This window comes from Archangium sp. (assembly GCF_045802675.1).
Classification (GTDB): Bacteria; Myxococcota; Myxococcia; order Myxococcales; family Myxococcaceae; genus Archangium.
Genome location: NZ_JBJMQO010000124.1, coordinates 78,524 through 104,108 on the forward strand (window position 1 = coordinate 78,524; position 25,585 = coordinate 104,108).

The 25,585-nt window shown below is 68.3% G+C and carries 15 protein-coding genes and 1 pseudogene; 10 read left to right on the top strand and 6 right to left on the bottom strand.

All coding sequences use genetic code 11. The features are described from left to right. Positions 1-29: 29 nt before the first annotated feature. The 5 genes from ACJ8AN_RS34470 to ACJ8AN_RS34490 all read right to left on the bottom strand — a co-directional run bounded on the left by ACJ8AN_RS34470 (position 30) and on the right by ACJ8AN_RS34490 (position 11,066). Positions 30-3,497 carry a hypothetical protein gene (locus tag ACJ8AN_RS34470; protein ID WP_407759807.1) on the bottom strand — a complete coding sequence of 1,156 codons (3,468 nt, stop codon included), beginning with the start codon at positions 3,495-3,497 and terminating at the stop codon, positions 30-32. Further along, positions 3,491-4,030: a DUF1318 domain-containing protein gene (locus ACJ8AN_RS34475; RefSeq protein WP_407759808.1), complete on the bottom strand. Its 540-nt coding sequence runs from the start codon at positions 4,028-4,030 to the stop codon at positions 3,491-3,493. Before ACJ8AN_RS34475 ends, ACJ8AN_RS34470 begins: the two co-directional genes overlap by 7 nt. Further along, positions 4,027-7,713: a hypothetical protein gene (locus ACJ8AN_RS34480; RefSeq protein ID WP_407759809.1), complete on the bottom strand. Its 3,687-nt coding sequence runs from the start codon at positions 7,711-7,713 to the stop codon at positions 4,027-4,029. Before ACJ8AN_RS34480 ends, ACJ8AN_RS34475 begins: the two co-directional genes overlap by 4 nt. A gap of 87 nt (positions 7,714-7,800) precedes the next feature. Beyond that, complete coding sequence (locus tag ACJ8AN_RS34485) at positions 7,801-10,338, bottom strand: ABC transporter permease (protein ID WP_407759810.1); 2,538 nt, start codon at positions 10,336-10,338, stop codon at positions 7,801-7,803. Then, positions 10,335-11,066 (bottom strand): ABC transporter ATP-binding protein, encoded by a 732-nt coding sequence (locus tag ACJ8AN_RS34490; protein WP_407759811.1) that lies wholly within the window; start codon positions 11,064-11,066, stop codon positions 10,335-10,337. Before ACJ8AN_RS34490 ends, ACJ8AN_RS34485 begins: the two co-directional genes overlap by 4 nt. Positions 11,067-11,153: 87 nt before the next feature. Between ACJ8AN_RS34490 and ACJ8AN_RS34495 the strand changes: the two genes are divergently transcribed. From ACJ8AN_RS34495 to ACJ8AN_RS34505, 3 genes are all read left to right on the top strand, one after another. Next, positions 11,154-11,804 (top strand): arylesterase, encoded by a 651-nt coding sequence (locus ACJ8AN_RS34495; protein ID WP_407759812.1) that lies wholly within the window; start codon positions 11,154-11,156, stop codon positions 11,802-11,804. Positions 11,805-12,203: 399 nt separating this feature from the next. Next, positions 12,204-13,565 (top strand): amidohydrolase family protein, encoded by a 1,362-nt coding sequence (locus ACJ8AN_RS34500; RefSeq protein WP_407759813.1) that lies wholly within the window; start codon positions 12,204-12,206, stop codon positions 13,563-13,565. 53 nt (positions 13,566-13,618) lie between these two features. Further along, positions 13,619-18,922 carry an AAA family ATPase gene (locus ACJ8AN_RS34505; RefSeq protein ID WP_407759814.1) on the top strand — a complete coding sequence of 1,768 codons (5,304 nt, stop codon included), beginning with the start codon at positions 13,619-13,621 and terminating at the stop codon, positions 18,920-18,922. A gap of 174 nt (positions 18,923-19,096) precedes the next feature. Here ACJ8AN_RS34505 and ACJ8AN_RS34510 read toward each other — a convergent pair whose 3' ends face one another. Next, complete coding sequence (locus ACJ8AN_RS34510) at positions 19,097-20,029, bottom strand: hypothetical protein (RefSeq protein WP_407759815.1); 933 nt, start codon at positions 20,027-20,029, stop codon at positions 19,097-19,099. Between the two features lie 311 nt (positions 20,030-20,340). Between ACJ8AN_RS34510 and ACJ8AN_RS34515 the strand changes: the two genes are divergently transcribed. The 7 genes and pseudogenes from ACJ8AN_RS34515 to ACJ8AN_RS34545 all read left to right on the top strand — a co-directional run bounded on the left by ACJ8AN_RS34515 (position 20,341) and on the right by ACJ8AN_RS34545 (position 25,265). Further along, entirely contained in the window at positions 20,341-21,222 is an 882-nt protein-coding gene (locus ACJ8AN_RS34515; protein ID WP_407759816.1) for an alpha/beta fold hydrolase, read from the top strand. Between the two features lie 168 nt (positions 21,223-21,390). Further along, positions 21,391-21,723 carry an ArsR/SmtB family transcription factor gene (locus ACJ8AN_RS34520; RefSeq protein ID WP_407759817.1) on the top strand — a complete coding sequence of 111 codons (333 nt, stop codon included), beginning with the start codon at positions 21,391-21,393 and terminating at the stop codon, positions 21,721-21,723. After that, complete coding sequence (locus tag ACJ8AN_RS34525; RefSeq protein ID WP_407759818.1) at positions 21,720-22,262, top strand: SRPBCC family protein; 543 nt, start codon at positions 21,720-21,722, stop codon at positions 22,260-22,262. The genes ACJ8AN_RS34520 and ACJ8AN_RS34525 overlap by 4 nt, the downstream gene beginning before the upstream one ends. Positions 22,263-22,306: 44 nt before the next feature. Beyond that, positions 22,307-22,729 (top strand): DoxX family protein, encoded by a 423-nt coding sequence (locus ACJ8AN_RS34530; RefSeq protein ID WP_407759819.1) that lies wholly within the window; start codon positions 22,307-22,309, stop codon positions 22,727-22,729. A gap of 173 nt (positions 22,730-22,902) precedes the next feature. Continuing rightward, a complete protein-coding gene (locus tag ACJ8AN_RS34535; RefSeq protein WP_407759820.1) occupies positions 22,903-23,331 on the top strand; it encodes a DUF1801 domain-containing protein in 429 nt (142 codons plus the stop codon). A gap of 255 nt (positions 23,332-23,586) precedes the next feature. After that, positions 23,587-24,513: pseudogene (locus ACJ8AN_RS34540) on the top strand (DUF6310 domain-containing protein). After that, positions 24,510-25,265 (top strand): DUF5953 family protein, encoded by a 756-nt coding sequence (locus ACJ8AN_RS34545; protein WP_407759821.1) that lies wholly within the window; start codon positions 24,510-24,512, stop codon positions 25,263-25,265. Before ACJ8AN_RS34540 ends, ACJ8AN_RS34545 begins: the two are co-directional and overlap by 4 nt. Positions 25,266-25,585: the final 320 nt, after the last annotated feature.

The window sequence follows — 25,585 nt, forward strand, 5'->3', positions numbered from 1 at the left end:
GCGCGAGGTGCTCGCGAGAGCAGGTCACCCTATGGCTGGGCGGGCAGCAGCAGTGCGTCCCGGACCTCCGCTGGCGGGTTCGCGCTGAGAGCCAGATAGATCTCGAACCACGCGACATAGGCGCGCCAGGAAGGGTCGCGCTGGTCGAGGAGGAGGCGTTGCGCCTGGCCCAGACGCCTGGGCACGTCGAAAGGCACCCGCGTGTGCCCATCCGAGTGCAATTGCGCCGCGAACCAGAGCACGTCCAGCTGACCGGCGTCGACCGGTGCGTGGGTGCGCTCGATCAGGGTGTCCGCGTGCTCGATCGCCTTGCCCAACCAACTGGCCGCCCGCGCCGTGTCCCGGCGATCCACGGCGTTCTCGGCCAGCCGCATCTCCGCCAACGTCACCGCGCGGATGTCCTCATCGCGATCCGACTCGGCGAACTGTTCCAGGAACAGCGCGCGCCGCTGCTCGAGTGCGTGGGCAGCGGCGTCCAGGTGCCCGAGCCGCGTCTCCGCATTGGCGCGCAGTCCCGCGGCGATGATGCGATAGGAGCGCTGAACGTGCCGAGGTGTGGCGTGTGCCCCGCTCAGCGTGGCTTGCACCGCTGGGGTTGCCAGCTCGCGCTCCACCCTGTCCAGATCCTCCAACGCCCGCTGGGGCTGCTCCGCCCCCAACGCCGCGGCACAGCGGGCCAGCCGCACCACCCACCGGTTGCGCAGACCCTCCGCGTCGCTCGGGCCCGTTTCCACGGTGGGCAGCTCGCGATCGTAGAGCGCCAACGCACGCTCGAATCGGCCCGCGGCGAGGTTGTAGAGCGCCGCGCGATCCACTGCCAGGGAGGCGAACCTGCTGGCCAGCTTCGGTGTGGCGTCCACCATGGCCAGGGCCTGATCCGCCGCCCGCGCTGACTCTTCCTCGCGGCCGACGTGCAAGAGCGCCCGGGCACGAGCAAGGGACACCGCCAGCCCCGCCGCGTTGTCCACGTAAGGCAACTTGTCCCGTTGCTCGAGGTAGCCCAGCGCGATGTGGAAGTTGCCCACCTGGGTGTGCAACATCCCCAGCGCGCCGAGGATCATCGCCCGGTAGCGGACGTTGTTGCGCACCAGGTCCAGGGCGATCGGGTAGTGCCGGTTGGCGCGCTCGGCGGCGGAAGGATCGTGGCCGCGAAGGAAGTCCTCATGCTGAATGGCACCATAGAGGGCATGCACCGCGCGCTGGTTCTTGAGCTCCTGCCACGAGGCGCGCAGCTCCTTCACGGCCGCCGCCACCGCCTGGGCGTGGGCACGGTCCTCCAGCTTGGGCAACTGGCGTGCCGTGAGGTAGGCCTTCACGAAGTGCGCGAGCGGCCTGGCCATGCGTGCGGAGGTGGTGGTGACTTCCTTTTCCACCACCTCGGGGCTGACGTCGGCACGCAAACGCAGACTCATGGACTCGACAGCACTTTCCAGGGAGCCAGTCCGTTGGGTCACGAGGTCGAAGTCGGCACGGGCCTCGTCCAGGCGCTGCTTCCCCAACCGGCGGTAGGCGCGGCCCAGCATCGCGCGGCGAAACAACCGTTCGGCCCGGCGGCCTTCCTCGGTGCCGGGCGGGGCGTCGTCGACGTAGACCGTCGCCAACGCCTCCAGCACCCCGTCGGCGCCGAGGCCCGCCGCGCGCTCGACGGCGTCCTGCACCAGTGCGCGCTGGCGAAGGGGATCCTCTTGCTGCTGGTAGAACGCCATCAACGCATCCCGGACGGGCCGGGGGGGACGCTCGTCGTGCAACGCATTGACGTGCCGGCCCAGCTCCAGGGCGAACGCATAGGCCGAGCCCGCGGGTGCCGAGGCGAGTGCCCGGGCCATGGCCGCATCCGCCTCGTCATAGGGGCGTCCCCGGTACAGGGCGCGGACGGCGGCTCGAGCGAAGTCGAGCTGGTCGTCAGCTGGAAACGCCTTGTTCATGGAGAGCTGGCGGCCAGCCTCGACCAGGGCCTCCCGATCGTCGAGCTTGCGGTACAGCGCGTCCGCTCGGTCGTACCAGGCCTCCAGCACCGCGCGCGGCGTGGTGTCGGTCACCTGGGCTGCCTCCAACTCCTGACGCGCCAGCGTGAAGTCGCCGGCGGCCTCGGCCAGTTCACTGCGCACCACGTGTTGAAAGACGGCGGAGGGCGGGCTGGGAGCGGCGGCGGGATCCAACGCGGCCATGCGTTGCCGTTCGGCGTCGTCCAGCTCGTCCATCATGCGGCCGCGTTCGCGCTCCTTCATGGCGCGCCGGTGGTCGATGAGAAGCCGCAGCGGCTCCGCCAGTCCCGCGCTGGCGGGATCGCTCACCGAGCGCATGTGGCGGGCGTAGAACTCCGCCGCATCGAAGTCCTCGAAAGCCAGGTGGAGCTGGCTCAGGCGCATCATCAGCAGACGGCGGGGTTTGGGCCGGGTTTCGCGCAGCAGGCGTTGGCGATAGAGCAGGAGCAGGTCCGCGCGCCTGCCGACCATTTTCAATTCCTCCTTGAGCCGGGGAACGTCCCAGTGGCTGGGAACCTGGCCATCCAGCGGCAGCTGATACACATCCAGCGAGCCATCGCGAGAACAGGTCGCGATGAGTGACGCGGCCGCGGGCGCCGGGTACTCGCAGCTCCAGGCCTCACTGGTGAGTTGGTCCGGACTGGCGGCGGCGGCCAACTCGGGCGCGTCCTCGCGCTCGGTGGCGAAAGGCACCCGGAACAGGACGCCTCTGTCGCTCGCGTCGATCACCCCATCCGCGTTGGAGTCGGTGAAGAACTGCACCACGAACAGGGAGCGCCCATCGCGCGCGAACACCGGCTGCCCGGTCTGTCCCGGAAGCTCGAGCGTCAGCGGGATGGGGGCAGCACCGGGGCGATCCAACCGAAGGGCCTCCAGATGGGGCGAGGCGCGCGCGGCGAAGCCGGGGCCCACCTGCTGCACGGAGCGTTCGATCGGGACGTACACCAGCCAGCGCCCATCGGGTGAGAGGGTGGGACTGGTCAGGTTGCGCTCGAGCAGGGGGCTCACGCTCAACTCGCGCCCCACCGCGACCCGCGACAATCGCAGATCACCCTGGATGGTCGCCCGGCTCACCAGCGCGATATGCGAGGCATTGATCCATTCCGCCTGCAGCGCGCTGGTTTCTTCTTCGAGGCAGCGGCGGCCTTCCGCACCGGGCAGATCCCTCACACACAGCTGGCCGCTGGCCTGGTTCCGGAACGAGATGTAGAGCAGGTGTTTGCCGTCGGGGCTGACCCGCGGCCAGGTCACGTCGGCGCCTTCGTCGAAGAGGCGGCGCTCGCGGCCCTGTTCCATGTCCTGAGCGTAGATTTCGGTCGCGATGTTGCGGTTGGACACGAAGAGCAGCGTGTTCCCATCGGGCGTCAACTGCCCCAGGAATTGATCTCCCACGCCCACGGTGAGCCGTGAGGGCGTGCGCAAGCCTCCGTCATTCTCATCATCCTGCGCCCAGACGCTGCCCGCGAGGAGAACGGCCAGGGCCAGGAAGCACCGGCCACGGGGCGTCAACACTTCTTCTCTCCCCAGGTGCCATCCTCGGCTTCCACCCAGCCGCTGCAAACCACTCCCTGCGCGTGCACCTGTTGCCAGCTCCGGCGCACCGACTCCTCGGGCACGCCGGGGCGGACCGTCCGCATCCACTGCCACAGCTGCACCCGAGCCCGGTTCACCCGTTCCACCAGGGCGGCGTCATCGGCCGACAAGCGCCGGGGCTTGCATTGGCTCCGGGTGTCCACCAGCAGCCCGTCCCGCCCTTCGCCCACGCAGTGGCGCCGCAGCAGCTCGTCGACGCGGTCCGCCTGCGTCTTGCCGATGTCCTCGATCAACGGCGTGGGTTGGATGCCCAGCTCCTCCAGTTGATTGGGCGTGAGCGGCACCGGCGTCGGGCTCATGCCCGCGCGAGCGAGACGCCGTTCCACATCCTTGAACGAGCCCGAGGCCTGTTCCTCGAGCGCCGTCGCGCGATCGACCATGACGATCTCAGGGGCGCGGATGCACCCGGGAAGGGCGAGGGCGGCAAGCAGCAGCAACCCGCGGCATTTCATGGCGTGGTCTCCGGAGGGGACATGGATTTGATGGCACGGTCGACGATGGGGCCCATGGGAATGCCTCGGATCTCATCGATGCTGAACAGGCGGGCCAGGCCCCCCATGGTGATGCGCAGGCTGCCGAAGCCGTGGTTGAAGTTCATCCGCACGTGTTCCGGGTAGCCCCATCCCAACCTGTAGCGGACGCGGTTCGTGGCGGGATCCGTGTGGTGTGGATCCTCGAGGTCCAGCAGATCGAGCAGGTGGCGATTGCCAATGCGAAGAATCTCCGCGCGCCCATTGACGCTGCGGTCCTTGCCGGAGATGAGCACGGCGGCATTTCCGTCAAAGGGCTCGCCCCGGGAGGACTTCACGCCGGTCGCCCGCACGCGTGCCTCCAGGGTGGAGTCCCTTCCCTGCCAATCCAACACGCACTGTCCGGTGATCCGCCCATCGCGGACGCCCATCTCCAGCTGACGCATGGAAACCACGTTCTGGTCGATGGACAGGTTTCCGGCCAGGGGCGCAATGGAAATGTATGGCGTGGTGATGCGGGCCACCGACATGAAGCCGTTGCGCGAGAGCATGGGGTGTTGGTCCGCGAAACGAAGCATCGAGTAGGGGTTCACGTCGAGGTCGTCCAGCAGCCGCACCCGGCCCTCGGTGAGCTCCATGTTTTCGGTCAGCGGCACGTTGCCATCGAGCGCTTCGATCGCGACCCCCGATTCGAGCATCCGCAGGTTCACGTTCTGGAAGAGCACGTTGGAGAGGGTTCGGAAGACCACCAGGTTGGGCGAAGCCACCTGGAAATCGACCGAGACCCTCCCGCTGCTCTCGATGAGGCCGGGCCGCGTGAGTCTGGACAGGTCCTGCTCCAGCTCGCCCCGAACCGCCAGGCGGCGCCGGTCGTCGCCGAGCTCCAGCCGGCCTCTGGCTTTCAGCCAGGTACTCGTCCCCGCATTGGACAGTTGCAGGTCGGGGATGTGAATGACGCCATTGGGCTCACGGCGAGCGGAGAACGAGCCCTCCAAATCCTGGACCGGATAGGGCAGCGCTGGCCGCTGTTCGAGGGTGCGGACCTTGAAGAGTTGTTTCAGCTCGATGTCGCCCGCTTCCCACTGCTCGGTGAAAGTGGCGGTGGTGTCGCTGGACAGGTCGGCGAAGGACCACCGGCGCTCGCCCATGCCCACGGAGAGTTTTTCCACCGTGAGGGTATTGTGAACGATTCGCCGGGGCCCATCGGCGTGCGACTCGACCTGCCAATGCAGCGCGGGCAGGTTGAGCGACTGGCCCTCCTGTCTCCAGCGGATGCCACGCACGTCCATCACCGCGGTTCCCTCGAAGCTGGCGGTACGCCGGGGAGCGGGGGTCAGGCTCGGGGTTCCATCGGCGGCGATGTCCGTGAGCACACCGAGCAGCGTTCCATGCAGCTCGACGTTCAACGCGAGCCGCGAGGGATCCAGCTCCGCGGGCACCCCGGCCCTGGCCAGGAGCGGAGACAGCGCACCGACGGGCGGAAGGTCGCCCTTCACATCACAGCGAAGCGCGCGGGTCTTCCGGTCGAACACCAGTGCGGCATCGAGCGCGAGCTTCAGCCCCGCCTGGCTGGTGAGCCCCAGCCGGAGCGACGGCTTCCGGCGATCGAGGTCCAGCGTCAGTGTCTGGTGTTGAGGACCCGCGTCGTTCTCACCGACGCGCAGCCCTTCGATTTGAAGCTCCAGCTCGCCCTTGTGCCGCCAGGAATCTCCCCGCGAACGCATCACGGCGACGAGGTTTCCGGCCGACACGTCGTCCCATCCCGGCCGCTGCAGGCGCAGCTCCGTCCGGTGCTCCAACCGTGGCGAGGAGGAAAAGAGCGCCGCCAGTCTGCCCGTGGAGGCCAGGTTCACGCCCAGGTGCTTCCAGGGAAAGCGAGCGGCGAGCGACTCGGGGATGAAGGGCCGGGCGGCGGCGAGGTCCGGGGTCTGGACGGCCAGGGTGTACGCCACCTCGTCGCTCCCCTTCGTGGCGTCCATTGACGCGTGCATCGTTCCAACGTCGAGTTCCAGACGGGCACGGGCCCGGCCCAGCCGCGGCTCGTCCCTCCGAGGGAACACCTCCGACACGTCGAGCTTCACGTGCACGGGGCCCTTCAGCACCTCGCGTCCATCCGCGGTGATCACCTGGAGCGCCCCCACGGGCACGTCCGCTTTCAGTGCGAAGGGCGGCTCACCCGCCAGCGGGGCATGGAGCTGGAATCCCAGACGTTCAGCGATCACACGGCTCCCGGAGGCACGGACGTCCAACGCCTCCACCCTTCCGGACAGGTCAGCATCCCCCGCGACCTGGAGGGGAGATGAGAGGTCTGGCCGCAGCTGGGTGCCCTTCAGTTCGCCAGAGGCCTTCGGAACACGCAGCGTGGTGGGTCCCCCGGCCTCGAACCCCTGGAGCGCGAATGTGAGTCGAGCGGCCAGCCCCTTTTGGGGATCAGGCGTCGCCACCAAGGAAACGTGCCCATCGCCGAGTGCCACCTGAAGCCCGTCTCGAGCAAGCCGGAGCGCCGCGACGTCGACGTCCAGCCCGAGTCTGCCCTGGGCTCCCAATTGCGGCATGGCGCTGAGAGTGAGCTCCTGGGCGTCCAGGTGCACCTTGCCGCGCTCGATGGAGAATGGACGCCAATCGGGGGGGAGCTGTTGCAGCAGTCGTCCGAGATCCAGCTCCACCAGGGCTCGCGTCACGACGGGCGGAACCTCCGCCGCATCCGGAAGCACCCACCGGGCTTGCACTTCGGCGGTGTCGGTCAGCCGGGTGCGCTCCAGCTCGATGGCGATGTGCCGCTTCTCGCCATCGAACTTCGCGGAGGCCGCGCCGTGCAGCAGTGAGCGGACCGTGAACCGCGGATCGAACGTCTGCCGAGCGGCATCCAGGTCCACCCGCACACGAGCGGCCGACGCCCCTACCTCCGCCGAGAGGTTCAGTTCCAGCTGAGCCAGGGCCGGCGCAATGGCCGAGCCTTCACGGCTCAACTCCAGAGGAAGCGGCGTCCCGGCCGGGCCTGTCGCCGCGAAGAGCTTCCATCCATCGTCCTGATGCTTCGCTTCGACGGCGGCCGCGAGCCCACGCAAGGACCAGCGCTCGATGACCTCACCGTTCCGGACGCGGAGGTAACTCAACGACACGCCGGACACTTCGACCTTTCCGAAGGGAGGCGCGGAGGCCAGGAGGGCAGCGACCCGCTGAGAGGCGCCGAGTGGCGCTTCAACGGGCAGCGGCTCAGGAGCTTCCGGCCCCATCAATCCCGTGAGAGACGTAGGCCCCGCATCGTCGGCCACCAGGGCAACGGCCACGTCCCGCACCGCCACCCGTTCAACCCGGGGGGTCCCACTCAGCAGGGCTCCGGGCGACCATTGCGCCTCCAGCGTGCCGACGCGCAGCAGCTCGGGCGCGAGGTTTCGAAACGGCGGCGGGGTACGCACCACCAGCCCTTCCAGCCGCAGACCCGAGAGCACGGCGACCTGGGCTGTCTGGTAGTCCAGTCGCAGGCCCGTGGCCGCTTCCACCCTGGAGACGATGCGCTGTTTGAGCCAGGGGTGGTCGAGGTTGTGCAGAGCGGCCACCGCCGCGACCAGCACCAGCGCGAGGACCGCACCGAGAACCAGGAGCACGCCTGCGATGATTCGAGCCAACCGCTGGCGAGGTCGTCCAACTCCGGGGGATTCCATGATGTTCGGTCGGGAGCGAGCGGTCACCCTCGTCCTACCATGTGGCGGGATCGGGCTTCAATCGCCGGACCCGCCGGGCTCCAGCCCTCAGCCCTGCAACTCCCGCAGCGTCACCGAGGGCGGCGCGTCCAGCACCCGCCGTGTGGCGAACATCCCCGCGCTCACCGCCGCCAGCATCCCCAGCCCGCCTCCCACCACCACCAGCCGCCAGTCCGCCTGCCACGGCAGGCTGAACACCTGCGTGGCAAGGACCCCGGCCAGGACGGAGGCGGAGCACGCCGCGGTGAGGCCCGACAGCAGGCCAATGGCGGCGAACTCCGAGGCCTGCGCGAGCCGGAGCTGCCGGCTACTGCCGCCCAGCACCCGCATCACGCCGCCCTCCAGCAGCCGCTCGTCCTGGCTGGCGCTGACCGCGGCCATCAGCACCAACAGGCCCGCGAGCAGCGAGAAGTAGAACACCACTTCCACCACGGTGGAGACCTGGTCCGCGGTGCTTCGCACCTGCTTGAGCATTGCGTCCACATCCACCACCGAGAGGTTGGGGAAGCGGTTCACCAGCTCCGCGGTGAAGCGCGTGCGCTCGGCGGGCACGTGCACCGCGGTGATGTGGCTGGCCGCATAGCCCGTGAGCGAGCCCGGTGAGGCCAGCACGATGAAGTTCGGCCGGAAGCTCTCCCACTCCACCTTGCGCAGGCTGGTGACGGTGGCCTCGAACCGCTGGCCAGCGATGTCGAAGGCCACGCGGTCGCCGAGCTTCCAGCCCATCGAGGCGGCGAAGCCTTCCTCCAGCGACAGCTCCGGCTGCTCCGGGCGCCGCTGGCCCCAGAAAGTGCCCGCGGTGATGCGGTTGTCGTCGCGGAGCGTGTCGGTGGTGGAGAGGTTGTACTCGCGCTCGTTGCGCCGCCGCCTGCCGCTCTCCTCCTCGGAGTCGGCGGCACCTGGGTCCGGCACCGCTGGCGCCGCCTTCACCGGCGTTCCGTTGTGCGCCACCAGCCGGCCGCGCACCATGGGGAAGAGGTCCGGCGCGGGCAATCCCTGCTCGGCCATGAACGCACGCACCGGCTCGAGCTGATCCTCCTGCACGTTGACGATGAAGCGGTTGGGCGCCTCCTTGGAGAGCGCCACCTGCCAGCGATCGAGCAGGTCGGTGCGCACGAAGGTGAGGAGCAGCAGCGCCATCAACCCCAGGCCGAGCGCCGACACCTGCGCGACACTGGTGGCCGCGCGCCGGCTCACATTGGCCAGCCCGTAGCGCAGGCTCCCGCGCAGCCGCGAGCGCAACCGCCGCACGACGGCGATGAGTCCCCACGCCAGTGCGGCCAGCACCGCCAGGGTGACGATGATGCCGAGGAGCATCGAGGACGCCAGCTTCGCGGAGCCGGCCTTCCACCACAGCAGCGCGGCCAGCCCCACCACGCCCGCGAATCCCACCAGCCAGGCGCTCGGCTCGGTGCGGTCGAGGTCCCTCCGCAACACGCGCAGCGCGGGCACCCGGCGCAGCGCGAGGATGGGCGGTGCACCGAAGGTCAGCAGCACCACCAGTCCCACCCCATACCCCTGCACCGCCGGCACCCAGCCGGCCGCCGGGATGGACAGCTTCAGGGCCTCGGCGAGCCAGTTGCCCACCAGCCACTGCGCCACGAAGGCGAGCAGGACGCCGATGGAGCTCGCGATGAGCCCGAGGAGGAGCAGCTCGCCCCCATGGGTGCCCACCAGCGTGCGCTGGCTCGCGCCCAGACACCGCATCACCGCGGTGCTCGACAGGTGCCGTTCGCTGTGGCGGCGCGCGGCCATGGCCACGGCCACCGCCGCCAACACCACCGACACCAGCGCCGCCAGACTCAGGAAGCGGCTGGCCCGGTCGAGCGCGGAGCGCATCTCCGGACGCGCGTCCTGCACCGTCTCCAGGCGCTGGCCGCGCGCGAGCCCCTCGCGTGCCGTGCGCACGAAGCGCTCCACCGCGGTCGGCTCTCCGGCGACCACCAGGCGGTAGCGCAGCCGGCTGCCCTCCTGCACCAGCCCGGTCGCGGGAAGGTCGGCGAGGTTGAGGAACACCCGGGGAGCGATGTTGAAGTAGTCGAGCGCCGCGTCCGGCTCCTGCACCACCAGGGCGGTGAGCCGCAGTTGCGACTCGCCAATGCCAATCATGTCCCCCAGCCGGGCGTCCATCGCGTCCGCGCCAGCGCGGCTCATCCACACGCTGCCCCGCTCGGGGATGCCGGCGGCGTCGTGCTCGGGCCCGTCCACCGTCTCCACGATGCGGAAGCGGCCCCGCAGGGGAAAGCCCTCTCCGAGCGCCCGGAGGTCTCCGAACTTGAGCCGCTCATCGTCCGCGTCGCCGACCCGGACCATGCTGGACAGCTCCCGCGTTTCGGTGCTTCGCAGCCCGGGCGCCCCCGCCGCCTCGCGGACCACGCCGTCGAGCGGGGTATCGCCAATCACCACCGCATCACCGCCCAGCAGCCGGTTGGCCTCGAGGGCGAGCGCGCGCTCGGCGCGGTCGGTGACGAAGCCAATGGCCGTCACGGCCAGCACCGCGAGCACCAGTGCGGAGAGGAGGATGCGGAGGTCGCCGGAGGCGAAGTCACGGCGGAGCTGGCGCCAGGCCATCCCGAGCAGCCTCATGACGGCTTCCCCTGCCCGGTCACCAGACGGCCTCCGTCGAGCCGCAGCCGCCGCCCGCAGCGCGCCGCGAGGTGCTCGTCGTGGGTGACGAGCACCAGGGTGGTGCCCGCATCCGCGTTGAGCGAGAAGAGCAGCTCGACGATGGACTGGCCGGTGGCGGTGTCGAGGTTGCCGGTGGGCTCGTCGGCGAAGAGCACCGCGGGCCGGGTGACGAAGGCTCGAGCCAGGGCCACGCGCTGCTGCTCTCCGCCCGAGAGCTGGCGCGGGTAGTGGCCGAGCCGCTCCCCCAGCCCCACCTTGTCGAGGATGGCCCGGGCGGGAGTCTCCACGTCCGCGTCTCCGCGCAGCTCGAGCGGGAGCATCACGTTCTCCAGTGCCGTCAGCGAGGGCAGGAGCTGGAAGCTCTGGAAGACGAAGCCCACCTTCTCACCACGCACGCGCGCCCGGCCGTCCTCGTCCAGGGAGGACAGGGGCTCGCCATCCAACAGCACGCTCCCGGTGGTGGGCGTGTCCAGCCCGGCCATCAGCGACAGCAGCGTGCTCTTTCCCGAGCCGGAGGCCCCGATGATGGCCACGGTGTCGCCAGCGGCGATGGAGAAGCCCACCCCCTCGAGGATGGTGAGCGCTCCGGACGGCAGTGACACCCGCTTGCCCAGCTCCGAGACCTGCAGGGCCAATCGTTGCGGGTCGGGTTGGGCGCTGGTGTGCATCGCGATGTTGTGGGGCATATTGGTTCTGCGTCAGAGGAGTGACTGCTCGCGGAGCAGGCTTGTAACGGCGGCCCGGAGGCGTTGCAGCGGATGAGCCAAGAATACATGAGGAAGCGTGCCCGGACCCGCGGTGTGCCCGGCCACCTGGTGCTGACACTGGCCGTGTCGCTGTGGGCCCTCTCGGGGCCGGCCTCGGCGGCCGAGCCCGTGCGCACGGTGCTGGTGATGGGGGACTCGCTGTCGGCCGCCTATGGGTTGGCGCCGGAGCAGGGCTGGGTGGCGCTGACGGCCGAGCGCATGGCCCAGCAGACGCCTGGATGGCGGATGGTGAATGCCAGCGTCAGTGGTGAAACCACCGCGGGAGGGGCCGCGCGGATGGAAGGAGAGCTCGCGCGCAACAAGCCTCAGGTGGTGGTCATCGCCCTGGGGGGGAATGACGGCCTGAGGGGCCTGCCGCTCAAGCAGACGCGGGCCAACCTGGAGAAGATGGTGAGCGCGGCCAAGGCCGCCGGGGCCCGGGTGCTGCTGGTGGGCATGCGCATGCCGCCCAACCTGGGGAAGGCCTATACGGAGGGCTTCGCGGCCAACTACCGCGCGGTGGCCGAGGCGCACCATGTGGCCTTGCTCCCGTTCCTGCTGGAGCCCATCGCACTGGACCGCGGCGCCTACCAGGCCGACAACATCCACCCCGTGGCCGCCGCCCAACCCAAGCTGCGCGACCACGTCTGGCCCGCGCTGGCTCCACTGCTGAAGTGAGTTGGAAGAGGAAGCGCCACCTTCACGCTCGAGCTGCCCGTGGTGGAGGCAGCGGGAATCGACCCCTCAGCTCGCGCCGAGGATGGGGCTCGACGTCAGGCATTGTCACACGCTATTCTCGACTTCCATGGAAGTCAGCGTTGCGGCCTCGAGACTGAGGTGGCACGACAACAGGCTCTGGGGAGTCCAGAGGGGGAACGTGACATGTGCCGGATGCTCTGCGGAAACGACTCGAACCATGACGGTGCGCCAGCGAAGGAGGGCTCCTCCCGTCGCGATTTTCTCGGGAAGGGGGCTTCCGCGCTCGGTGCCGCGGTCGTCTCTTCGCTTCCCATACCGGCGCTGGCAGCGCCCGCGCAGGGAGACCTGTCTCAGGAGAGCGAGGCCAGGAACCGTGACATGCCCAGGGAGACCGGTGCTTCGCACCGGCGTTACCTGCTGAAGGGCGGCGCGGTCCTCAGCATGGATCCCCAGGTGGGAAACTTCGCCCAGGGCGACGTGCTCATCGAGGGCAAGCGGATCGTCGCGGTGGGGGCCAACCTGCAGGCTCCCGGTGCGGCGATCATCGACGCCGCGGGCATGATCGTCATGCCAGGCTTCGTCGACACCCACCACCACCAGTACCAGACCGCGCTGCGGAGCTTCCTGTCAGACGGCCTGCTGTTCAACGATGGGCTGCCGCACGGCGAGAAGAACTACCTCGACTACATCCACTTCAAGATCACGCCGGTCTACAGGCCGGAGGACGTCTACATCGCCGAGCTCGTCTCTTCGCTCAGCCAGCTGGACGCGGGGGTGACCACGGTCGTCGACACGTCGCAGGTGGGCCATACTCCGGCGCACACCGATGCCGTCCTCGGGGGGCTTCTGGAGGCGGGCCGCCGCGCGGTCTTCGTGTACTCACCGGGCGCGGGCTCCGGAAACATCTTCCCGAATGATCTCCAGCGGCTCCGGAGCCGGTACTTCTCCTCGACCGATCAGCTCCTGACCCTGGCGATGGGCGGGGAGGTGTTCGACCCCGCGTTCCGGAGCTACTGGGCGATCGGGCGCCAGAATGGCCTGCCCATCGTGACGCACCTCGTCGGCAGCATCGGCCAGGACACGCTCGTGGAGCAGCTCGAGAGCGAGGGCCTGCTCGGGCCCGACCTCGTGTTCATCCACGCCAGCAAGATCTCGGAGGGCTCCTGGCAGGCGATCGCCCGCTCGGGTGCGAGCATCTCGATGGCCGCCCCGATCGAGATGGCCATGCGGCACGGCATGCCGCCGCTCCTGTCCGCGCTCGCTCATGGAATCCAGCCCGCGCTCAGCACGGATGTCGAGTGCACGATGACCGCGGACTTCTTCACCCAGATGCGGACCGTCTTCACGCTCCAGCGGGCGCTCATCAACGAGCGCGCGCTGAACGGCGAGACGAACCTGCCCGAGCTCCTCACGTGCCGCGATGTGATTCGCTTCGCCACGGCCGAGGGCGCCCGGGTGGCCGGGCTCTCCCACAAGATCGGCTCGCTGACTCCGGGAAAGGAGGCGGACATCCTCCTGCTGCGCTCGGATGCCCTCAACGTGGCCCCGCTCAACAACGTGCCGGGGGCCGTCGTCACGTTGATGGACCGCAGCAACGTGGACACGGTCATCGTCGCGGGAAGGATCCGCAAGTGGCGAGGAGCCCTGGTCGATGTGAACTGGACCCGCCTCCGCGCCGCCATCGAGGCGTCCAGGGACTACCTCCTCCAGGCTGCTGGAGTCGAGCGCGTGCTCTTCTGAAAGGGGGGCTCGGGGGACTTGCATGAGCGCGGCCCTGGCGGTGGACTCCCGCCATGTTGAATCTTCCAGGGTACGTGCTCCGCCGTCCGGTCCGCGCCACTGACGCGAACATGCTGTTTCTGGCGGTGCGCGAGGCGGATGGCGCACCGGTCATCATCAAGACGCCGGTGGGCCCCTTCGCGGGCCCGCGCGAGAATGAGCGGTACCGCCGGGAGCACGGCATCCTGCAGCGGCTCCTGGGCGTGCGCGGCGTCACCCGGCCCCAGGGCTGCGAGCGGATCAACGACCGCCCCGTCCTGGTCCTGGAGGAGGTGCAGGGGGTGGCCCTCTCCGAGGCGGTGGGCAGACCCTTCGAGCTCGCCCGCTTCCTCGAGCTGGCCGTCGCCCTGGCCTCGACCCTGGCGGAGATTCACCTCCGGGGCGTCATCCACAAGGATCTCAAGCCCTCCAACATCATCGTCACTCCCTCGGGAGAGCCGCGCATCATCGACTTTGGCGCCGCCACCCTCCAGCGGACCGAGCATGTGGACGCGGCTCCAACCCACCTGCTCGAGGGAACGCTGGCCTACATGTCCCCGGAGCAGACCGGGCGCATGAACCGCGCGCTGGACTACCGCACCGACTTCTACTCGCTGGGCGTGACGTTCTACGAGCTCCTCACGGGAGTCCGGCCGTTCCAGGGGAGTGACGCGCTCGAGTGGTTCCATGCGCACATGGCCCAGCAGCCGAGGCCGCCGCACGAGCTCGTCGCCAGCGTCCCGCCCGTGCTGTCCGCGATTGTGATGAGGTGCCTGGCCAAGGTCGCCGAGGAGCGCTACCAGAGCGCCGAGGGGTTGAGGCACGACCTCGCGGAGTGCGTCGAGGGCCTGCGCCGGGGCGCCCTCGAGCTCTTCGTGCTGGGCAAGCGGGACATCCCCAGCCGCTTCCAGCTCCCCCAGCGGCTCTACGGGCGCGACGCCCACGTCTCCACCCTGCTCCAGGGCTTCGAGCGAATCGTGCGCGGAGGCAGACCCGAGCTCATCCTGGTCCGCGGCTACTCCGGCATCGGCAAGTCGTCGGTGGTCCACGAGCTGCACAAGCCCGTGGTGCAGCGGCGAGGGTTCTTCCTGAGCGGCAAGTTCGATCAGCTCCAGCGGGATGTGCCCTACACCACCCTGGCCCAGGCCATCCGGGGGTTGGTGCAGCACCTGCTGGTGGGCACCGATGAGGAGGTGGCCCGGTGGCGTGAGTGCCTGCGGGACGCCCTCCAGGGCAACGGCCAGGTCATCGTGGACCTGGTTCCGCAGCTCGCGCTCCTCCTGGGCCCGCAGCCAGCGGTGCCGGAGCTTCCGCCCGCCGAGGCGCAGCACCGCTTCAAGCAGGTCTTCCTCCAGTTCCTCGGCGTCTTCGCCACCGCCGAGCACCCGCTCGTCATGTTCCTGGACGATCTGCAATGGGCGGACCTGGCCAGCCTCCGGCTCCTCCAATCCCTGCTCACCGAGGAGGACGCGCCACCGGTGCTGTGGATTGGAGCCTACCGGGTCAACGAGGTCAGCCCCTCCCACCCGCTGATGATGACGCTCGGGGAGGTGCGCAAGGCGAACGTCCCGGTGACAGACCTCCAACTCGAGCCGCTGAGCCTGGAGCAGCTCCAGCAGCTCGTGGGCGATGCGCTCCCAGGCGCGGGGGCGGAGCTCATCGTGCCCCTCTCGGAGCAGGTGCACGAGAAGACGGGCGGCAACCCGTTCTTCCTCCTCCAGTTGATGCTGACGTTGCACCACGATGGCCTCCTCGGCCGCACGCCCGGAGGGGGATGGCGGTGGGATGCCGAGGGCGTCCGTTCCAGGGGGTACTCCGACAACATCGTCGACTTCATGGCTCGCAACCTGCACCAGCTTCCCGGGAGCACCCAGCACCTGCTCCCCCTGGCGGCGTGCGTGGGCAACAGCTTCCCGCTCGAGATGCTGGCCCTCATCGCCGGCCAGGAGGCGGGCGAGGTGGAGCGGGGCCTCGAGCCGGCCCTCCAGGAGGGCCTGGTGGTGCGCAGCGCCTCGGAGCAGTACCGGTTCCTGCATGACCGCATCCAGCAGGCGGCGCATGCCCTCATCCCCGAAGGAGAGCGCAAGGCGATCCACCTGCGCATCGGGCGGCTGCTGCTGGAGCGCCTGTCCGCCGAGGAGGTGCGCGAGAAGCTCTTCGAGATCGTCAGCCAGCTCAACACCGGGGTGGAGCTGATCAACGGCCACGAGGAGCGCCACCGCCTCGCGCGCCTGAACGCCGAGGCGGGCTGGAAGGCCCAGGCCTCGAGCGCGCACGACTCGGCCGCCGCCTATCTCTCGACGGCCTTCGCCCTCATCCCGGGGGAGCCCTGGGAGACGGACCCCGAGCTGGCCTTCAAGGTGCAGCTGGATCAGGCGGGCAGCGAGCTCGTGAGCGGCAACTTCGCCCAGACCCGCCGCCTCCTGGAGGGGCTGCGCTCCCGGGCACGGAGGCGGGTGGACATCGCCGCCGTCTACGGCCTGAGGCATGAGGTGCACCTCATCGCCGGCGAGATCGAGGCCTCCGTCACCTGCCTCCTGGAGTGCCTGGCCCTGCTGGGCATGCCGATGCACCCCCATCCCTCCTGGGAGGAGGCCCTGGCCGCCCGTGAGGAGGTCCAGGCCCTGCTGGGAGCCCGTCCCATCGAGAGCCTCGTCGAGCTGCCACTGATGACGGACGCGGACATGAAGCCGGTGATGAGCGTCCTGGCCCGCCTCTTCCCGTCCGCCTACCTCACCGACAACAACCTGCTCATCCTCCATGTCTGCCGGCTGGTCTCCCTGAGCCTCCGCTACGGCAACACCAACGAGTCGGTGATCGCGTACAGCTCGCTCGGAGTGCTGCTCGGCCAGTTCTTCAAGAGCTATCAGGAGGGCTACGCCTACGGCATGCTCGCCTGCGCGCTCGTCGATCGGTACAACCTGGGCCCCGAGCGGGTCCGGGCGCTCTTCAACCTGGAGATGATCAGCTACTGGTGCCGGCCCTTGGCCGCCGCGCACGAGCACGCGCTGAGCGCCTTCCAGCACGCGCTCCAGACCAACAACTACCTGTACGCCTGCTACATCGTCGGCCACGTCGTCTGGAACCGGCAGGCCATGGGGCACCCCCTGGACGACGTCTACCAGGACGCGGTCGCCCGGATGGACTTCATGCGAAAGACAGGCTTCGTGGGGGTGGTGGATACCACCCTCATCGTCCTGCGCTACCTGCAGACGCTGCGGGGCCACTCGCCCACGTTCGGCATGCTGGATGGGGAGGGCTTCGACGAGAGGGCCCTCGAGGCAGGGCTGTCGCCGGCCACCATGAGCAGCATGGTGTGCCAGTACTGGCTCTCCAAGATGCAGGCGCGCTTCATGTGCGGCTCCTACGCGGAGGCGCGTGCGGCGGGGGACAAGGCGGCGGCGTTCATCTGGTCCTTCATTGGCATCATCCCGCTCCTGGACTTCCACCTCTTCCGAGCCCTGACGCTGGCCGCGTGCTGCGAGGGAGCGGCGGAGGAGGAGCGGCAGCGGTACCTCGAGGCCGCCGAGGTGCACTGGCAACAGCTCGAGCAGTGGGCAGTCAACTGCCCCGAGACCTTCCGCGCGCTCGAGCGGCTCGTCTTCGCGGAGCTGGCCCGCATCCGGGGCCGCCTGGAGCAGGCGCTCCCCGCGTACGAGGAGGCCCTTCGCGCGGCCCGTGAGAACGGCTTCATCCAGCACGTGGCCCTCGTGTGCGAGCTGGCGGCGAACTTCTACCGCAAGCGGCGGGCCCCCTTCATCGCGGAGGCCTACGCGCGCCAGGCCCGGGAGGCGTACGCGCAGTGGGGAGCCCACGGCAAGGTCAAGCAGCTGGACGCTCTGTGGCCGTCCCTGGTGAGCTCGGCGGCACCCTCCAGCGCCACCACCACGACCTCCTCCTCGGAGTCCCGGGAGATCGACGCGCTCGCCGTGGTCAAGGCTCAGCAGGCCGTCTCCAGCGAGATCGTCCTCGAGCGGCTGGTGTCCACGCTCATGCGGGTGGCCACCGAGAATGCGGGGGCCCAGCGTGGAGCCCTGCTGCTCCCGCGCGGGGACAAGCTCCTGGTCGTGGCCGACACGGAGAGCGCCTCGGGCGGCACGCAGGCCCCGCCGCACGAGGCGGCGGAGGCCGCTCTGCCCTGGACGATCCTCTCCTACGTCCGGCGCACGCACGAGCATGTGCTCATCGGCGACGCGGCGGCGCCCCACCCGTTCTCGGGCGAACCCTACCTCGAGCAAAGCGGAGCCAGGTCCGTGCTCTGCTTGCCGCTGATGCGCCAGGAGTCTCTGTCGGGAGTGATGTACCTGGAGAACAGGTTCGCCTCCGGGGCGTTCACACCGGAGCGCATCACGCTGCTGGGGCAGCTCGCCTCGCAGGCCGCCATCTCCATCGAGAACGCACGGCTGTACGCCGAGCTCCAGCGCACCGAGGCCGCTCTGCGCAGCGCCAACGACGGGCTGGAGCGGCGGGTGGAGGAGCGCACGCGCGAGCTCAAGCAGGCGCAGGCCCAGCTGGTGGACACGGCGCGTGCGGCGGGCATGGCCGAGGTCGCCTCGGATGTGCTGCACAACGTGGGCAACGTCCTCACCAGCGCCGTCATCAACCTGGAGCAGATGCGCTCGGCGGCCGCGGCCTCGCGCTTCGAGCGGGCGGCTCAGCTCTCCGCCCTGCTCAAGGAGCACCAGGAGGATCTGGTGGGGTTCCTGACGCGCGACCCGCGTGGCCGCCTCCTGCCGGACTACCTCCTGGCCCTCACCGAGGAGCTCGGCCACGAGCGGACCCAACTCCGGACGAACCTGAATGAGATGGGCCTGCACCTCGAGCACATCCACGCCATCATCCGGGTGCAGCAGGACTACGCCAAGACGTCACTCATCCTCGGTGAGTGGGACCTCGCCCAGCTCATCGACGACAGCCTGCGCTTCCAGCTGGCCACGCTGAAGCGCCACGGCGTTTCCGTGGTGCGAGAGTTCACCTCCGTCCCCAGGATGCAGGTGGACAAGCACAAGGTGCTGCAGATCCTCATCAACCTCCTCAGCAACGCCAAGGACGCCATGGCCGAGCTCCCCGAGGGGCAACGTCACCTGTGCGTGCGGCTCACGACCCAGGGGAATGTGGCCCGGATTCAGGTGGTGGACAGTGGCAAGGGCTTCACGCGGGAGCTGCGCAAGCAGCTCTTCGCGCTCGGCTTCACCACACGCAAGGAGGGGCATGGGTTTGGCCTGCACTCGAGCGCGCTGGCGGCACAGGCGATGGGGGGACGCCTGCTGCTGGAGAGCGAAGGTCCCGGCAAGGGCGCCACGGCCACGCTCGAGCTCCCTGTCTCGCAGTCCCGCTGACCGGGCCCCCGGACGTCAGTCGTTGGTGAATGGCCCCCCCGGCCCGCTCACTCCGTGCTGCGTACCGCCCAGCCGGCTCGGGTCTCCGCCTGAGCCGGTGAGCGATTCCGTTTGAGCGAGACGGGCAGGCCCCATGAAGGAGCCTGCCCGCGATTTCTGGCTTCAGCTGAACGACTACTGAATGTTCGCCGTCACTGAGCTGGCCGCATTGAGGGTGAAGGTGCAGCTCGCGGTCTTCGCACCCGCGCTGCTACAGGCTCCGGACCAGATGGCGCTCCGTCCGTTGGAGGCGGTGAGCTTCACCGAGGTTCCAGCGCTGAAACCAGCCGTGCCGGTCGTGCCCACATTCACGCTCAGGCCCGCGGGTGTAGAGGTCACCTTCTCACCCGCTCTGCCGGTGGCGGTCAGCGTCAAGGCCGGTGCGGTGCCACAGACGTTGGCGGTGCCACCTCCGCCGCAGGTAGTCCCTGTCGCGCAAGTGCCGCAGCTCGAGGTCCCGCCGCAGCCGTCAGAAACGCTGCCGCAGTTCTTGCCCAGTTCCGCGCAAGTCGTCGGAACGCACGTGCCCGCTGGGCAGGCCTGACCCAGGTCGACCGCCCCCGAGTAGATCGTCGGAGACGTCCAGATGAGCGTGTGGTTCGCATCAAACTTCTGGATGGCCATGGACGCTCGGTAGCAGAAGGGCTCCAACCAATTGCGGTTCTCGAAGTTCATCGCGCTACCGGCAGCCAGGCTGTAAATGGTGGGATCCCAGAAATGGTAGCCGTCCCAGCTCTGCCATTGCGCGTTCCACACCTGAAGGTTGTGGAGAACGTTGTAGGAGCCCGCAGTGTCGCATTGGATGCTTCCGGTGGCCCGGACATCCTCGTTCCATTCTGGGTATATGGAAGGCGCCACTCTCCCCGGAACCGAAGTCGTGAAGGTACACCCATTGAAACTGGAGGAGATTGCTTGTGGGTTCATCCCCAGAACCTCCGGCGCCCCTGGGGAAGGCTCCACTCCTCCACAACCCACAGCCAACGCAGACACGAGCGCAACGCCGAAATAAACTTTCAAATGAAGCTCCTTGGGTGTCGTCTGTCGATGGCGACACTGTTCGGTTTGCATTCCTGGCCGAAAGCCCTCTCCGCCACTGAGAGTGAGACAGTTGGCACCCCGAAGCTCAAGTCCAGGGCGACCCAGGCACGATGAATCAAACGGTTGGCACTTCTCTGGTTATTCTGGTTACTCGGGTTATCTAGCCCGAGGCGGTCGAAAAGGCAAGCGAGGTGGCGGCGGCCCTGGCGAGGCTGCCCACGGTGCGCGAGGTGGTGGTGGTGCTCAGGATCCATGCCGCAGCGGACGTCACCTTTCCACGCGCCCGCGCGAGGCGGCATCATCACGGCAGGCGGAAGGCTCCGCCGAGAAGGACCATGCCCATGGATGCGACGGCGCCAATTCCCCCGAAACACTCTTTCTTCCAGCACGGCAGGGGCACCACGCATTACCAGCGGGTGGGCGCCGACGCGAGGCCGGTGGTGGTGCTGGTCTCGGGCGCCACACTGCCCATGGGCATCTGGGAGCCCCTGGTGGGGCCCCTCGTCGCGGTGGGTTTCCAGATTCTCCGCTATGACCTTCCCGGGCGGGGCTACACGCTGCTGGACGGCCTGGGGGCGGATTTCCAGGCGCATCTCGAGCAACTCGAGCAACTGCTCTCGGGGCTCGGTCTTGTGGGGCCCGTCCACATGCTCGGGGTGGCGTCAGGGGCGCTGGTCGTCGCGGAATTCGCGGCGAGGAACCCCTCGCGTGTGTCGCACGTGTGTCTGATTGCACCGGACGGGGCAGCCACGCGCTTCACTCTCACCGAGCGGGTGCTGAGCCTGCCTCTGATTGGGCGGCTGCTGTTCCGCTCCTCGGCCCAGCGCACCCTCCTCGCGCGCGTTCCGCGTTATTCGTCGCGGACGCACGTGCAGGCATTCATCCGGGACCAGCTGCTCTTCTCGCTCTCGTCCCCGGGCTTCCATGAAGGCGTGCTGGCGACGGTGCGCACCTTCCCGCTGCACCAGGGCGAGGAGGTCTACCGCCGGCTGGCGAGGACGGGCATTCCCACCTGCGTGGTGTGGGGGGCGCAGGACCCCATCACCCCTCCCAGGGCCGCGGACCTGATGCGGACCCTGTTCGGCAAGGACGCGGTGCAGGTCCTCGAGGGAGTCGGGCATTTGCCATTCGCCGAGGAACCAGGAGCCGTCGCGGCGCTGGTGGCGAAGCGCTTTCGAGCCGGGAGCACCGCTACCCCTGGCGCCCCAACCCCCTGCCGCTGAGTCCCAGCAGCCCCATCACCCAGAGCGGCCCGCCCGCGCTCGAGCAGCCGGCGCGCGGCGGCTCCTCCTCGAGCGTCGGAGCTCGCCTCCCTCTCGAAGCTCCGCACGGGCGCCGCGGATCCATAATGTGACTCGACAGGCATATGAACATGTGAGCATATACGCGACGTGGAATCATCGTTCGCCATCATCGCGGAGCCGAACCGCCGGGCCATCCTCAGCCTGCTGGCGTCGTCGGAGCGATCCGTCGGCGAGATCGAGCGCCGGCTGCGGATGCCTCAAACTTCGGTGTCCAAGCACCTCCGCGTGCTGCGCGAGGCCGGCTTCGTGGAGTCGCGCGTCGAAGCCCAGCGGCGCGTCTATCGGCTCCGGCCCGAGCCGCTCATGGAGGTCGATGCCTGGCTCGCTCCTTTCCGGCTCTTCTGGACGGCCCACGTTGATGCGCTCGAACGCCATCTCGATCGGATGGAGCAGGCACCCAGGAAAGGAAAGAACCGATGAGCAACCGTGAGAAGTATGTGCCCGGCTCCGCGGCCGGAGCCGCGGTCCAGAAGGACGGCGAGAAGTGGACGCTCATTCTCGTCCGAGAGCTCCGTCATCCGCCGGCGATGGTGTGGCAGGCGCTGACCGATCCCGCGCACCTGTCCGAATGGGCGCCGTTCGACGCCGATCGGAACCTGGCCGCCGTGGGGCCGGTGAAGCTCTCGACGGTCGGGACGCCGGCGCCGCAGGTCTCCGAGACCACCGTGAAGCGGGCCGAGGCGCCGAGGCTGCTCGAGTACGGCTGGGGTGGCAACGACCTCCGGTGGGAGCTCGAACCGCTCGGCAGCGGCACGCGCCTCACGCTCTGGCACAACATCGATCGCCGCTTCATCTCGTGGGGCGCCGCGGGCTGGCACATCTGCTTCGACGTCCTCGAGCGGCTCCTCGTGGGTGAGCCGATTGGACGCATCGTCGGCGCCGAGGCCATGAAGTTCGGCGGCTGGCAGCGATTGACCGCCGAGTACGCAAAGCAGTTCAGCGTTGAGACCCCCGGTTGACAGCCCAACGCCCCGAAGCCTTGAAGCGTGGAAGGAAGAACCCCATGGAAACGACCCTGCAGAAGCCAGCCCTCATCGCCGCCAAGAGCACCCCCAAAGCCAATACCCTCGTCTATTGGATCGTCACCGCGCTCCTCTGCCTGCAGATGAGCTTCACCGCCTACGCGCAACTGCGCCTGCCGCAGGTGGCGGAAGCGTTCACCCACCTCGGCTTCCCCGCCTACTTCCGGGAGGAACTCTCGTGGGCCAAGTTCCTCGGCGTGGTGCTGATGCTTGCGCCGGTGCCGGCGCGGCTCAAGGAGTGGGCCTACGCCGGCTTCGCCATCACCCTCGCCTCGGCGCTCATCGCCCACCTCTCGGTGGGTGATGGCCCGGAGGCGTGGGGCTGGGCGGTGGGCACCGGCGTGCTCTGGGGGCTCTCGTACTTCTTCTGGCGCCGCCTGCAGGCCACGCCGGTGAGCGCCTGACCGCGCACCACCGGCTGTTGAAGTCATAGGAGTGCGAGGAGGCGGCGGCGTTGTCAGGCATTGCGCGCCGCCGCGTTGCCGGTGAGGCGGGATTTGACGTAACGTACCTGCGCAGGCGTTTTGAAATACGCTGAGCGCAGCTCATTAATCAAGTGCGAGAGTTGGAGCTGTACATGAAAAGGCCCGTCCCGGTGGAGTCCGCCTCTGCATTAATCGACGAGAAGATCAAGGAACTTGGGGACTGGCGCGGGAAGACGCTCGCGAAAGTACGTGAACTCATACACGAGGCAGACCCTGAGATCGTCGAAGAGTGGAAGTGGATGGGGACTCCCGTCTGGTCCCACGGCGGCCTCGTCTGCACGGGAGAGACGTACAAGAAGGTCGTCAAGATGACATTTTCCAAGGGAGCTGCGTTGAAGGACCCTTCAGGTCTATTCAACTCCAGCCTCGACGGGAATGTCAGGCGCGCCATCGACATCCACGAAGGCGACAAGGTCGATGAGGAGGCCTTGAAGGAGCTCATCCGCGCTGCAGTGGCGCTCAATCTCAAGGGCAAGAGCAAGCCGACGCCCCAGCGAGCGAGCCGCAAGCGGGCCGACTAGTCCTACTGTGTCATAAACGTTTGGCTTCCCGTCGAGAATGCCCTCTGACGACGGCTCCGTCAGCACGCCGTTCTCCCGAGGGAAGGCGGGTTTTATGACACAGTAGGACTAGTGGACTGTCCACGAAGTCGTTGGACATAGTCCGAGGGCCTGAGGATGTCCCCCTCCCCGAGGAAGGGGGCATGTGCGACGCGACTATGTCCATGAATTTCGTGGACACTCCACTAGGTCCTAGCTCCAAGGGGGGACCCGGCCATGCATCTCCGAGCGTGCATCGCACTTCTGCTCTTTCTCTCAGCCTGTACGACGACACCGCCAAGCCCCAAACAGCCAGCGGCCCGGGACCCCAGGCTCGCCAATCTCCAGCGAGCAGCGACGCTACCCTGGACGGATGGGGGGCGGTGCGCCGTCCAGGAGGCTTCTGAGCCCTGGCCCGAGCTGGCGGAGCGGTGCTTTCATGCCCTCGACCATGACCGGATCGAGTTTCACGACCCCACAGGACGATGCGCGGTTGCCTCCGCTGGTGCCGCTGCCCTGGGGGTCGGGGTCTGCGTGCTGGCGGCACCGGAGATCGTCGTGGGAGCGGTGATCGTCGCGGGCGTGGTGGTGGTGGGCTTCGCCATCAAAGAGGCGTTGGATACCTACGCGGAGAAGAGGGGCCGTCCCCAGGTAGTAAGGCCCGCGCCTGAAACGCGGCCCGTACCTGAAACAGCGCCCGCACCGCCGAAGCCCGCGCCGAAAAAAAGGCCCAAGCCGGAGCCAAAAGGGCCGGATTTCCCTCCTGTGGGGCCAACCGAAGTCACGGAGCGAGATCGCTACAGGTGCGAACCCATCCCGGAACCGCACGCGGGCAAGGATGACGCGCATAACAAGTGAGCCGATCAGTTTCCGCCTAACCGTTATCCCGGAATGGATGTGCTCGTGGGCGGTGTGAGCTTCGATGCGCTGCAAGTCGGCGTGCGTGTGCTGTGGGAAATCAAGACCCATCAATTTGACACGTACCCTGACTTTATCCGGAGGCGGGAGATTGAGAAGGAATTGGAGCAAATGCTAAGGGAGCGAATTGCTGCGGCGGCATGTGGATACGACTTCGTCGTTGGGGTGAGCACCCAAGCGCACAAAGACGCGCTGCTCGAAGCGGATTCCTCGCTTAACGTCGTCGTCACGGGGTGCAAACGATGACCAAGCGTAAAGCCCTCACCCTCATCGTCTACGCGCCTGCGTTTGTGGGCAACGACCGCCGCGCGCTCGATAGCGTCCATGGAATGGAAAAGGCGCTCCCCGGCTTGCGCCTGGAGTGGCGGCTCTTAGACGGCGGGCGCCCCATCGCATTGCCGCAGCGCGATGCGTGGCTCGCGGAAAGGACGCAGGACGGGAGATTCCCTCTTCTGTGCAACGGGGACGAGAGTTACCCCGTGACGGTTAACGGGAGGGGAAGACCTGGACTCCTCAGCCCAGGCGGTCAGTCCCTGTCTGAAGTGCATGCAGAACTGCCACTGGACGAGCCCGTGATCGCGGCAGCGGCGGCTTTGCTTGAGGGCGTGGCGGAGGGGGCGCGCTCGTTCTGGGGGCACGCGGCGCCGTATGGTCACGGCTCGGAAGTCGCGCAGCAGTTTCGCCGCTCGCCTCATGGACCAGAGTGTTCACCCCGTGGGCTTCCCATGCTCAACCTGCCAGAGAAGCTCCCCGCGCCCAAGATTCCCTGGTTCCTCGGGTGGCTGAACTACTGGTCGCCCGCTGCCGCAGAAGCCATCGGCTTTCCGGACCCGGCCCGCGACGCGGAGCTGCTGTCACGCTCACTGCGTACCGCGACGGGCGGGTGGGTCGTGCAGCTCACCGATGCACCGCTCGACCTGGACAACCCCGCTCACCTGGACGCGCTCAAACGGGCCTACGAGCGCTTCCCGGAGATTGGCGGGCGCGCAGCCTCTTGAGACTTGGCACGGCTCGCGCTGGCCGTGCTCAGGGCCCCGCCTTCTGGCTCACCGGGAACGTGACGTTCCCGAGGGTGACGGTGCGCGGCCCTTGCGATTCCCACAGTTTGAGGGTGCCGCCAGAAGGTGTCAGAGGATTCGTACTACGCATCGTCGCCGCGAACCGCCTCATTGAACTGGCGGACGACCGGCTTGTTGCCGGTGAGGTCCTCCGCGCAGAGTGGCACGCGCCGACTCGAACTCTCTGACACCTTTGCTGGCATTTCCGGCGTTTTACCGGCGCCACGTCCGGATATTTACCGGCGCCACCACCAGCGCCA